This window comes from Geodermatophilus sp. TF02-6, from assembly GCF_003319115.1.
In the GTDB taxonomy this organism is placed as follows: Bacteria; Actinomycetota; Actinomycetes; order Mycobacteriales; family Geodermatophilaceae; genus Geodermatophilus.
The window spans coordinates 69,876-81,361 of record NZ_QOHF01000014.1 but is presented as its reverse complement, the minus strand read 5'-3'; the positions used below and the strand labels follow the sequence as shown (position 1 = coordinate 81,361).

9 protein-coding genes are annotated in these 11,486 nt (G+C 76.2%); 2 read left to right on the top strand and 7 right to left on the bottom strand.

Going from position 1 to position 11,486, the window contains the following annotated elements; genetic code table 11:
- Positions 1–141 precede the first annotated feature (141 nt).
- Complete coding sequence (purE, locus tag DQ238_RS14035; protein WP_113781937.1) at positions 142–618, bottom strand: 5-(carboxyamino)imidazole ribonucleotide mutase; 477 nt, start codon at positions 616–618, stop codon at positions 142–144.
- Positions 619–654: 36 nt separating this feature from the next.
- Positions 655–1,863 carry a 5-(carboxyamino)imidazole ribonucleotide synthase gene (locus DQ238_RS14030; protein WP_113781887.1) on the bottom strand — a complete coding sequence of 403 codons (1,209 nt, stop codon included), beginning with the start codon at positions 1,861–1,863 and terminating at the stop codon, positions 655–657.
- Between the two features lie 92 nt (positions 1,864–1,955).
- On the opposite strand from DQ238_RS14030, the gene DQ238_RS14025 reads away from it, so the two are divergent.
- A complete protein-coding gene (locus DQ238_RS14025) occupies positions 1,956–2,447 on the top strand; it encodes a GtrA family protein (protein ID WP_113781886.1) in 492 nt (163 codons plus the stop codon).
- A 45-nt stretch (positions 2,448–2,492) separates the two neighbouring features.
- On the opposite strand, the gene DQ238_RS14020 is transcribed toward DQ238_RS14025, so the two are convergent.
- The 5 genes from DQ238_RS14020 to DQ238_RS13995 all read right to left on the bottom strand — a co-directional run bounded on the left by DQ238_RS14020 (position 2,493) and on the right by DQ238_RS13995 (position 9,812).
- A complete protein-coding gene (locus tag DQ238_RS14020) occupies positions 2,493–2,810 on the bottom strand; it encodes a DUF6752 domain-containing protein (protein WP_147263078.1) in 318 nt (105 codons plus the stop codon).
- Entirely contained in the window at positions 2,810–4,402 is a 1,593-nt protein-coding gene (locus DQ238_RS14015) for a class I SAM-dependent methyltransferase (RefSeq protein ID WP_147263077.1), read from the bottom strand. The genes DQ238_RS14020 and DQ238_RS14015 overlap by 1 nt, the downstream gene beginning before the upstream one ends.
- A gap of 181 nt (positions 4,403–4,583) precedes the next feature.
- Entirely contained in the window at positions 4,584–7,544 is a 2,961-nt protein-coding gene (locus tag DQ238_RS14010) for an AAA family ATPase (protein WP_113781883.1), read from the bottom strand.
- The gene (locus tag DQ238_RS14005; RefSeq protein ID WP_113781882.1) at positions 7,541–8,704 is read right to left on the bottom strand and encodes an exonuclease SbcCD subunit D; all 1,164 of its coding nucleotides are present in this window, start codon (positions 8,702–8,704) and stop codon (positions 7,541–7,543) included. The genes DQ238_RS14010 and DQ238_RS14005 overlap by 4 nt, the downstream gene beginning before the upstream one ends.
- Positions 8,705–8,972: 268 nt before the next feature.
- On the bottom strand, positions 8,973–9,812 hold the full coding sequence (locus DQ238_RS13995; protein WP_113781881.1) for a biotin--[acetyl-CoA-carboxylase] ligase: 840 nt from the start codon (positions 9,810–9,812) through the stop codon (positions 8,973–8,975).
- Between the two features lie 20 nt (positions 9,813–9,832).
- Between DQ238_RS13995 and DQ238_RS13990 the strand changes: the two genes are divergently transcribed.
- The gene (locus DQ238_RS13990; protein ID WP_113781880.1) at positions 9,833–11,458 is read left to right on the top strand and encodes an acyl-CoA carboxylase subunit beta; all 1,626 of its coding nucleotides are present in this window, start codon (positions 9,833–9,835) and stop codon (positions 11,456–11,458) included.
- Positions 11,459–11,486 lie beyond the last annotated feature (28 nt).

The window sequence follows — 11,486 nt, the reverse complement described above, 5'->3', positions numbered from 1 at the left end:
GCACGGGGCCGCCCTTGCCCCCCACCCCTCGCAAGCTCGCGGCGGGACCCTGCACGGGGGCCGCCCTTGCCCCCCACCCCTCGCAGGCTCGCGGCGAGCCTCTGGACGGGGCCTGCCCGGGACGGGGCCGCGGCGGGCCGCTCAGGGGGAGGACAGCCGCTCCTGCAGCACGGCGTCCCGCGCGAGGACCGAGTCGGCGAGGTCGGCCTGGAACCGGGCCATGGCGGCCTGCAGCTCGGGGTCGGCCGCGGCGAGGATGCGGACGGCGAGCAGCCCGGCGTTGCGGCCGCCGCCGATGGACACCGTCGCCACCGGCACGCCGGCCGGCATCTGCACGATCGACAGCAGGCTGTCCAGCCCGTCGAGCCGGTCCAGCGGCCGGGGGACGCCGATCACCGGCAGCGGGGTGGCGGCGGCGACCATCCCGGGCAGGTGCGCCGCTCCTCCAGCCCCGGCGATGACCACCCTGAGCCCACGTGCTGCCGCAGACTCGGCGTAGTCGAGCATCCGTCGCGGGGTGCGGTGCGCGGAGACCACGTGCGCCTCGTAGGGGACGCCGAACTCGGTCAGCGCCTGCGCCGCGGGCTCCATCACCGGCCAGTCGGAGTCGCTGCCCATCACGATGCCGACGACGGGGGCGCTCACGCGGGCTCCTCAGTGCTCGGCGGGGAGGAAGGCGAACGCCGGGTCGAGCTCGCCGTCGGCCAGGTAGCGGGCCGCGGCGACCGCCCGGGCGCGGACCTCGGCGAGGTCCGACCCCAGCGCGGTGACGTGGCCGAGCTTGCGCCCGGGGCGCTGGCCCTTGCCGTACCAGTGCAGCTTGACGTCGGGCCAGTGCGCCATGAGGTGGTGCACCCGCTCATCCAGGCCCGGGCCGGCCCAGCCCTCCACCGCGGTGCGGCCGCCGAGCACGTTGGCCATCACCGCCACCGGTGCGGTCATCGCGGTGGCGCCGAGCGGGTAGTCGAGGACGGCGCGCAGGTGCTGCTCGAACTGGCTGGTGCGCGCGCCCTCGATGGTCCAGTGCCCGGAGTTGTGCGGGCGCATCGCCAGCTCGTTGACCAGGACGCCGTCGGCGGTCTCGAACAGCTCGACGGCCAGCATGCCGACCACGCCGAGCCGGTCGGCGATGCGGACGGCGAGCTCCTGGGCGGCGGTGGCCCGCTCCTCGGCGAGGCCGGGTGCCGGGGCGAGCACCTCGGTGCAGATCCCGTCCCGCTGCACCGTCTCGACCACCGGCCAGACCGCGACCTGTCCGAACGGGGACCGCGCGACCTGCGCCGACAGCTCGCGCCGCATCGCCACCCGCTGCTCGGCCAGCAGCGTGCCGTGCCGCTCGAGCAACTCGGTGGCCGCGGCGGCGTCGTCCACCACGAAGACGCCCCGGCCGTCGTACCCGCCGCGCGGCGTCTTCAGGACGACGGGCCAGCCGTGCGCCGCGGCGAACGCGGTGACGTCGGCGGCCGTGGCGACCTCCGCCCAGGCCGGCTGGGGATCGCCCGCCTCCTGCAGGGCCCGCCGCAGGACGAGCTTGTCCTGGGCGTGCACCAGCGCGTCCGGCCCGGGGTGCACGCGGGAACCGGCGGCCTGCAACGCGTGCAGGTGCGCGAGCGGGACGTGCTCGTGGTCGAAGGTGACGACCGTGGCGCCGTGGGCGAGGGCCAGCAGGGCGTCGAGGTCGCGGTGGTCGCCGAGCACGACGTCGGCGGCCACGAGCGCCGCGGACTCGTCGGGACCGGTGGAGAGCACCCGCAGCGACTGGCCGAGGGCGATCGCCGCCTGGTGGGTCATCCGCGCCAGCTGCCCGCCGCCCACCATGGCGACGACGGGCAGTCCGGTGCGCGGGTCGAGGGAGGTCGCCATGGTGGACCGAGGGTAGCCAGACCCCCGACCGACACGCGCACCCTCCGGAGAGGGCCGGCAGGGACCAGGAAGGGTCCGTACAGTCGGTTGTCGTGCCTTTCATCGCAACGCTGCGTCGGCGGGTCGGCACGACCTGGCGCCTCCTGCTGAAGGAGGTCAGTGCCTTCGGGGTCGTCGGCGCGGTCTGCTTCGTCATCGACCTCGGCCTGTTCCAGGTGCTCTACGCCCGGGCCGGCGTCCCCGCGGTGACGGCCAAGCTGGTCTCGACGCTGGTCTCGATGACCCTCGCCTACCTGGGGCACCGCTACTGGTCGTTCTCCCACCGGGCCCGGACCGGGCTGCGCCGGGAGTACACGGTCTTCGCCGTCGTCAACGGCGCTACCCTGCTCCAGGGCCTGGCGATGGTGGCGTTCGTCCGGCACGGGCTCGGCCAGGAGAGCCCGCTGGTGCTGCAGGTCGCCAACGTCGCGTCGATCGCGCTCGGCACGGTGATCCGGTACCTCGCCTACCGCCGGTGGGTCTTCCCGGCGGTGGCCCTGGCGGCTCCCTCGAGCCCGGCCAGGGGAGCCCGCTCCGCCGCCTGATCGGACGGTCGGACCCGGCCCGTCGGGGCCGGGCCCACCGGACCGTCAGGAGCTCTCCGCCCGCTCGGGGGTGGCCAGGAGCCGCTCGAACACCAGGTCGGTCACCTGCGCCACGCGCAAGGACAGCCGCCGCGACTCGGCCAGGTCCGAGTCGAGCTCGGCCAGCGCCTGGTCCAGGCCGTCGACGCGGCCGGCGCCGCGCTGCACCTCCGCGCGGACCTCCTCGGTCCGCCGGCGGAGCTCGGTGAGCTCGGCGTGCAGTGCGCGCACCTCCTCCGCCAGGACCGGCACCGTCTCCAGCGCCTGCACCGTGCGCGGGGCCAGGCGGCGCACCGCGGCCCCGGCCAGCCGTCGGGCTGGCATCACACGGCTCCCAGGCGCAGGCGGGCCACCCAGGGGTCCTCGTCGCCGTACACGGCCAGGCCTCGGCCCTCGTGGGAGTCGACGACCTGCAGCTCCCGCTCCTTGGCCTCGATCACGACCTCCTCGAGGTCGAGGTACCGGCGGAAGTGCTCCCCGAAGGCGTGCTCTGCCCGCTCGTCGCGGGCGGTGCGGAACTCGAACCAGCACTCGCCGCCGCGACGGGCCACCGCGGCCGCGAGCGTCCACAGGTTGCCCCGCGCCTGGTCGTCGATCGCGTGCAGGAGGAAGCGTGCGTACAGGTGCCAGCCGACCGAGGGGTCCAGCCGGGCGACCAGCTCGCCGACCTGGTGCAGGTCGGCGAGGTTGACGACGTCGAAGTCGGCTGCCCAGCCCTCGGTCCGCGCGCGGGCCCGGCCGCGCTCGACGGCCGCTGCCGAGTAGTCGACGGCGTGCACCGGACGCCCGGCGCGCGCGAAGAAGCGGGCGTCCCTGGCCGTTCCGGTGCCGACGTCCAGGACGCCGGCACCGGCGGGCAGGCGCTCGGCGACCCACCCGGCGAAGGCGGACTCCGCCGCCGGGACCCTGTCGACGTCGGGGCTGGAGTAGAAGTCCTGCCAGTGGTTCCGGTGCACGTTGAACTCTCCGATCCAGGTCCGCAGTCGAGACCGCACGGCGTGCGGCGTGGTGAAGGAGAAGGAGGGGTCGGGGGTCCGCCAGCCCGGCCCGTAGGTCGCGGCCAGCAGCTGCTCGGCCGCGGTCGGCGCGGGGAACCGGCGTCCCCGGACGGTCACCTCGGACAGGGACCGCAGGTCCAGGTCGTCGCAGCCGACCTGGAAGCACAGGTACGTCCGGCCCTCGACCACGAAGGCGGTGAAGACGTCGATGTAGTGGTCCTGCGTCCCCTCCCCGTCGTCGAAGACGAGCTGCAGGTGGCCGGCGCTGTGCCGGACGAGGGGGAAGCCGCGCGCCCGGAGCGCCCGCTCCAGCTCGAGGTTCTCCCGGACGACGTCCGCCGGGTGCTCGTGGGAGGAGAGGTAGCCGAGGTCGGCGTCGTCGTCGTGCGCGATGAGGTCTCCCTCACGCACGGCCCCGAGCAGCGTGCCGTAGCAGACGAAGGGCCGCAGGCCGAGGTCCTCGAGGACGTCCTGCACGGCACCGAGGCGGTCCAGCAGCCGGTCCTGCAGGGCGTGCCGGGCAGCCGCGTCGAGGCCGTCGAAGCTGGGTGCCAGCCGGCTCCACTTGTTCACCGAGAGCCAGCGTCCCTGGTGGTTGCGCAGGTCCAGGCGGGCGGACGTGCCGCCGAAGGTCGCCTCCCCGGAGCCGAGGACCCGCCGGGACAGCGGGTCCCGCACCACGACCGAGGCAGTTCCCGCCAGCCGGGCCGAGAGCGCTGCCGGCCAGTGGAACCACACGGTCCCGTCCGGGCGTCGGGTTCCCGCGTCGGTGCGCAGGGACACCATGCGGCGTCCCTCGAGCAGGACGTCGATGACATCGGGGAGCCCGCCCCGGTGGTCGGGGCGGACGCCGATGCCCGCGCGGTCCGCCTGCAGGCCGGGTGGGCTCCCCGGCTCCACAGCGAGAGGAAGGGCCACTGGGTCACTCTAAGTGTGCAAGACGGCACTCGGGGTGGTCCGACGGGAGGACGCGGTACCACGGTCCCCGCCCGTCCCACCCGTCCCCGTGGCGTCAGCCGCAGCGGACCGGGCGTCCACCAGGGCTCGGCAGGCGGGGTCGGCAGGCGGGGCTCGGCAGGCGAGGCTCGGCAGGCGGGGCTCAGCCGGCCAGGCGCGACCCGTGCCGACCGGCGACGACCTCGAGCCGGGTGGGGATGCGGATGCGCAGCTCCTCGAGGTGGCTGATGACGCCGACCGTGCGCCCGCCGCGGCGCAGCTCGTCGAGCACGTCCATGACCGCGTCGAGGGCCTGGGCGTCGAGGGTGCCGAACCCCTCGTCGACGAACAGGGTGTCCATCTGCACGCCGCCGGCCTCGGCGGTGACGACGTCGGCCAGCCCGAGGGCGAGCGCCAGCGACGCCATGAAGCTCTCCCCGCCGGAGAGGGTCTTGGTGGGGCGACGGGTGCCGGTGTACTCGTCGAACACGTCCAGGCCCAGCCCGCCGCGGGCCCCGTGGCGGGCCTGGGCGTCGCTGTGCCAGAACGTGTAGCGGTTGCCCGACATCTCCTGCAGCCGCCGGCTGGCGACCTCGGCGACCTGCTCCAGCCGGGCGGCGAGCACGAAGGACTGCAGCCGCATGCGCAGCGTGTTGGCGCCGCGGCCGTTGACCAGGTCGGCCAGGCCGGCGACCTGCCCGGCCCAGGCGCGGCGCTCGGCGAGCTCGGTCTCGGCGGCGACGACCTCGCCGGCCAGCGCGTCGAGGGCGGCCGAGCAGCGGCGGGCCTGGCCGAGAGCGGCGACCGCCTCCTCCCGCCGGGCGGTCAGCCGCGCGCAGCGCTCCTGCAGGGCCGCGACGTCCGGCCGGTCGGCCAGGTCGGTCAGGTCGGGGTCGGCGAGGGTGACGGCGACGACGGAGCGGGCCTCGTCGTGCTCCCGCAGCCGCTGCTGCAGGCCGGTCAGCTCGCCGCTGCCCAGCAGCGCGGCGCCGGCGGCGGAGGGGTCGGCGAAGCCCGCGGCGGCGGCGCGCTCCTCGGCCGCCGCCCGGGCGGTGTCGGCAGCGGCCCGCGCGCGCAGCCGCTCGACCTCGGCCGCCACCACGGCCTCGCAGCGTTCGGCGGCGGTGGTCAGCCGCCGCACCCGCGCCGGGAGGTCCGCGTCCTCCCCGCGGGCGGCGTCGAGCCGCCGGGTGAGCTCGCGCAGCGCCTCCTGCCGGGCCGCCTGCTCGGCGGTGCGCCGCTGCAGCTCCTCCCGGTCGGCGGTGAGCGCCGCGGCGGCGGCGTCCCGGCCGGCCCCACGTTCGGCCAGGTGGCGGCGGGCCGCGTCCACCGCGCCGGCGAGTGCGGCGACGTCGTCCCGCTCGGCCCGGGCCCGCTCGGCACGGGCGGCCAGCTCGTCCGGCGGCAGCTCCCCGGCCCGGGCGCGCAGGACGGCGAGCTCGCGCTCGGCCTCCTCGACGGACCGGCGGGTCGCCGTGGCCCGCTCCTCGGCCGCGTCGACGGCGGCGCGGGCCCGCTCCTCGTCGTCGGCGCCGACCCGCGGCCCGTCGTGCGTGGCCGGCCGCGGGTGCTCGGTGGCCCCGCAGACCGGGCAGTCGGCGCCGGGGACGAGCCCGGCGGCCAGCTCGGCGGCCATGCCGTCGAGCCGGGCGGCGCGCAGCTCGACGAGGGTCTCGCGGGCCTGGAGCCAGGCGGTGCGGGCGGTGTCGGCCGCGGCCCGCGCCGCGTCGAGGTCGGCCGCGACCCGTCCGGCGCGGACGGCCGCGGCCAGCGCCGTCCGGGCGGTCTCCTCGGCCGCGGTCACGCCGGGCAGCCGGGCGGCGGCGGCCAGGGCGCTGTCGAGCCGCCGCTGGGCCTCGGCGACCCGGTCGGGCCAGGTCTGCACGGCGCGGGCACCCTCCGCGCAGCGGGCGGTGAGCTCCTCGACCTCCCGGGCGAGCCGGGTCGCCTCGCGGTCCAGCCCGCGGGCCCGGTCGGCCTCGGGCACCAGGGCCCGGGCCGCGGCGGCGGAGTCGCGCAGCTCGCGGGCGACCACCCCGTCGGCGACCCGGCTCCCGGCCACCTGCGCCCAGGCGGTGCGCGCCGCGTCCAGGGTCGCCGCCGCGGCCTCGACGGCGAGCGCGGTGCGGTCGGCGGTCTCCAGGACGTCGCGCAGCGCCTCGGCCCGCCGTCCGGCGTCGGCGCGGGCCCGCAGCGGAGCGAGCTGCTCCTCCCGGGCGCCGAGCCGGGCCAGCTCCTCGCGGGCGCGGTCCCGGCGGGCGTGCCGGTCGGCCAGGGCGCGGGCGGCGGCGAGCTCGGCGTCGGACCGGGCGCTGTGCGCCGCGGCGTCCTCGGCGAGGGCGACGGCGCGGGCGAGGTCGTCGGCGGCGCGGGCGCGCACCGCGCCGACCCAGGCGTCCACCGACGTCCCCGGCTGGGCGCCCACCAGCTCGGGGGCCAGCTCCTCGGGCACCCGGACGTCGGCGATCTGGGCGACCCGGTGCACGAGCGTGCTGATCCGGTGCCGGTCGGCGCGCAGCTCCTCCTCGGCGGCGCGCCGCTCGCCGGCCAGCCACTCCTCGGCCCGGGCGAAGCGGCCCACGTCGAAGAGGGTGCGCAGCAGCCGGGCGCGGTCCTCCGGCTCGGCGCGGAGGAACCGGGCGAAGTCGCCCTGCGGCAGGAGCACGACCTGGCAGAACTGCTCCGCGGTCAGGCCCAGGCGCACCCGCAGGTACTCCGACCCCTCGTCGATGCGGGTGCTGACCGGCACCCACCCGGCGCCGTCCCGGCGCTGCACGGTGAGCCGCGCCTGCTCGGTGGTCTCCCCCGCGCCGCGCTTCTTCGGCCGGGTCTGCTCGGGCCGGCGGGTGACCAGCAGCCGTTCGCCGGCGAGGGTCAGCTCGCAGCAGACCTCGGTGCGGGTGGCGGCGTCGGCGTGGTCGCTGCGCAGCCGCTTCTCCTCGCCGCGGGCGCCGGGCACGGTGCCGTAGAGGGCGAAGACGACGGCGTCGAGCAGCGTGGTCTTGCCGGCGCCGGTCGGCCCCCAGAGGAGGAACAACCCGTCGCGGGCGACGTCGTCGACGTCGACGGCCTCGGTGCCGGCGAACGGCCCGAACGCGGTGAGCGAGAGGCGGTGCAGCCTCACCGGGTCAGCTCCTCCCGGGCCAGCTCCTCCCGGTACTGGGCACCCAGCGCGCGGACCAGCAGCTCCCGCTCCGCCGCGGTGGCGGCGGCCCCGCCGCGGACGTGGGTGACGAACTCCCCGGCGACCTCGAGGTCGCTGCGGCCGCGCATGCGCTCCTGGTAGCTGCGCCCGTTCCCGCCCCCGCCGCCGGTCCACTCCAGGTGCACGCAGTGGCGGAAGCGGGTCTGCAGCTGGCGCATCGGGTCGGAGGGACGGACGGCGTCGGTCAGCCGGACGGAGACGAAGTGCCCCTCGACGCACGCGTGGGCCGGGTCGGCGAGGAGCTCGGCCAGGGTGCCGGTGAGCACGGTGAGCCGGCGCGGCGTCGGCAGCGGGAGGGCTCGGACGTCGGCCAGCCCGGCGGCGTCCAGGTCGACCAGCCAGACCTGTTTGTCCTGTCCGGCCTCCCCGAAGGAGTAGGCCAGCGGCGAGCCGCTGTAGCGCAGCCGCGGGGTGATCGTCTGCGGCCGGTGCAGGTGGCCCAGGGCCACGTAGTCGACCCCGTCGAACACCGGGGCGGGCACCAGGTCGACCCCGCCGACGCAGATGTCGCGCTCGCTGTCGCTGGGCACCCCGCCGCCGACGAACGCGTGCGCCAGCACGACCGAGCGCGCGCCGGGCCGCAGGAACAGGTCGGCGCGCACCCGCTGCATCGCCTCGGTCAGCACCGCCTCGTGGCTGCGCGCGCCCAGCACGCCGAGCTCGTGGCGGGCGATCTCCGGCTCCAGGTAGGGCAGCCCGTAGACGGCCACCTCGCCGTGCTCGTCGTGCAGCAGCACCGGCTCGTCCAGGCGGGCGGTCGCGGCGCGCACGTGCAGACCGGCGACCGACAGCAGGCCGGAGAAGGTGCCCAACCGGCGCGCGGAGTCGTGGTTGCCCGGGGTCAGGACGACGCTCGCCCCGGCCCGCAGCAGCCGGCCGACCACCCGGTCGAGGACGGCGGTCGCGTCGGCCGAGGGCACCGCGCGGTCGTAGACGTCACCGGCCACCACGACCACGTCGACCGACTCGGCCACCACCGCGTCGACCAGGCGGCCGAGCACCGCCTCCTGCTCGCGGAGCAGGTCCGCGCCGTGCAGCGAGCGGCCGAGGTGCCAGTCCGAGGTGTGCAGCAGCCGCATGGGCGCGCAGGGTAGGTCGGGTTACCGACAGGGCGGTCCAGGCACGCCGGGGACGGACCCGTCGCTCCCACAGCGTCTGCCGGTAGGAGACGTCGCCGATGCGGGACAGGGCGATGTCGCGGCCGCGCCGACCACGAGCAGACGGGCGAGGACGGGCCCGGAGACGGTCAGCCAGTGCGGGTGCAGGTGGCGGACGACCTCCTCGTCCTCGGCCAGCAGCTCGTCCGGGTAGGGCACCGCCCCAGGATGGCTCAGGGTGAGCTCGCGATCACGGTCCGCCCGCGGGTGTCCGGACGTGTCGCACGTCGCCGCTGGCCAGCTCCACCGTCCCCTCCGCCGTCCGGACGACGAGCCGGCCGTCCCAGTCCACCGACTCCGCCACCCCCTCGAGGGTCGAGCCGTCCGGGAGCGTGACCGCGACCGTCGCCCCGACCGTCGAGCACCAGGCCAGGTAGTCGCGGGCCAGACCGCTGGCCACCGGGTCGCCCAGGGTCTGCGCCCAGGACAGGTGGCGCCGCTCGAAGCCGCGCAGGAACTGCAGCAGCACCGCGGCCCGGTCGACCGGGCGCCCGGCGGCCAGCACGAGGGACGTACCGGCCTCGGGGAGCTCGTCGGCGCGGGTGGAGACGTTCAGCCCCACCCCGACGACGACCGCGCCGTCGCGCATCTCGGCGAGGATGCCGGCCAGCTTGGCGCCGTCGGCGGCGAGCAGGTCGTTGGGCCACTTGAGCGAGGTCCGCACCCCGGGCACCTCGCCGACGGCCTCGGCCAGCGCCACGCCGGTGAGCAGCGGCAGCCACCCGCGGCGGGCGGCGGGGACGTCGGGGCGGAGGAGGAAGGAGACGGTGATCCCCGCGCCCGGCGGCGAGGTCCAGGTCCGGTCCAGCCGCCCGCGGCCGGACGCCTGGTGCTCGGCGACCAGCACGGTTCCCTCGGCGGCGCCGTCGGCTGCTCCGGCCAGGAGCACGGCGTTGGTGGAACCGACCTCGCCGACCACCTCGACCGACCGCCACAGCGAGCTGCCGGCCGTCAGCGCGGCTGCCAGCGCCGCCCCGTCGAGGGGGGCGCGGGCGGGGTCCGCGGAGGGGGACGGCGACGGTCCGGGCACTCCCCTACGCTACGGAACCTGTGAGCGCGGCTGAACTGGAGAGCGCGGGCGAGCCCGCGTCCGGCGGGATCGACGTCCACACGACCGCCGGCAAGCTGGCCGACTTCGAGCGCCGGGTCCAGGAGGCCACGCACGCGGGCTCGCAGCGCGCCGTCGAGAAGCAGCACGCCGCGGGCAAGATGACCGCCCGCGAGCGGATCGAGGCGCTGCTGGACCCGGGGTCGTTCACCGAGCTCGACGAGTTCGCCCGGCACCGCTCCACCGCCTTCGGCATGGACGCCAGGCGTCCCTTCGGCGACGGCGTCGTCAGCGGCTACGGCACCGTCGACGGCCGCCCGGTGTGCGTCTTCTCCCAGGACGTCACCGTCTTCGGCGGCAGCCTCGGCGAGGTCTACGGCGAGAAGATCGTCAAGGTCCTCGACCTGGCGATGCGCAACGGCTGCCCGGTCATCGGGATCAACGAGGGCGGCGGCGCGCGCATCCAGGAGGGCGTGGTCTCCCTCGGTCTCTACGCGGAGATCTTCCGGCGCAACGTGCACGCCTCCGGCGTCGTCCCGCAGATCTCGCTGGTGATGGGCCCGGCGGCCGGCGGCCACGTCTACTCCCCCGCGCTCACCGACTTCGTCGTGATGGTCGACCGGACCAGCCAGATGTTCATCACCGGCCCCGACGTGGTGAAGACCGTCACCGGTGAGGACGTCACGCTGGAGGAGCTCGGCGGGGCGCGCACCCACAACACGAGGTCCGGCGTCGCCCACCACCTGGCCTCGGACGAGGCCGACGCGCTGGACTACGTCAAGGCGCTGCTGTCCTACCTGCCGAGCAACAACCTCGACCCGCTGCCCGTCCTCGAGGGAGCGCCGGTCGACACCACGCCGGACGCCGTCACCGACGTCGACCGCGAGCTCGACACGTTCATCCCCGACTCGGCCAACACCCCCTACGACATGCACACCGTCGTCGAGCACGTGCTCGACGACGGCGAGTTCCTCGAGGTGCAGCCGCTGTTCGCACCCAACATCGTCGTCGGCTTCGGCCGGGTCGAGGGCCGCCCGGTCGGGGTGGTGGCCAACCAGCCCACCCAGTTCGCCGGCACACTCGACATCGCAGCGAGTGAAAAGGCGGCCCGGTTCGTGCGCACCTGCGACGCCTTCAACGTCCCGGTGCTGACCTTCGTCGACGTCCCCGGGTTCCTCCCCGGCACCTCCCAGGAGTGGGAGGGGATCATCCGCCGCGGCGCCAAGCTGATCTACGCCTACGCCGAGGCCACCGTCCCGAAGATCACCGTGATCACCCGCAAGGCCTACGGCGGGGCCTACGACGTCATGGGCTCCAAGCACCTCGGCGCCGACCTCAACCTCGCCTGGCCGACGGCGCAGATCGCCGTCATGGGCGCGCAGGGCGCGGTGAACATCCTCTACCGGCGGGAGCTGGCCGACGCCGCCGACCCCGACGCCCGCCGCGCCGAGCTGATCACCGAGTACGAGGACACCCTGCTCAACCCCTACGTCGCCGCCGACCGCGGGTACGTCGACCAGGTGATCCGGCCCTCGGAGACCCGCATCGAGGTCACCAAGGGGCTGCGCCTGCTGGCCAACAAGCGCCAGACGCTGCCGCCGAAGAAGCACGGGAACATCCCGCTGTGAGCGAGCCCCGGCCCCGTCCCGGGTCCCA

Excerpts from the sequence above, each read along its gene's own strand:
- DQ238_RS14020 (WP_147263078.1), bottom strand. The coding sequence starts at position 2,810 with ATGCCAGCCCGACGGCTGGCCGGGGCCGCGGTGCGCCGCCTGGCCCCG.
- purE (WP_113781937.1), bottom strand. The coding sequence starts at position 618 with ATGGGCAGCGACTCCGACTGGCCGGTGATGGAGCCCGCGGCGCAGGCG.
- DQ238_RS14005 (WP_113781882.1), bottom strand. The coding sequence starts at position 8,704 with ATGCGGCTGCTGCACACCTCGGACTGGCACCTCGGCCGCTCGCTGCAC.
- DQ238_RS14030 (WP_113781887.1), bottom strand. The coding sequence starts at position 1,863 with ATGGCGACCTCCCTCGACCCGCGCACCGGACTGCCCGTCGTCGCCATG.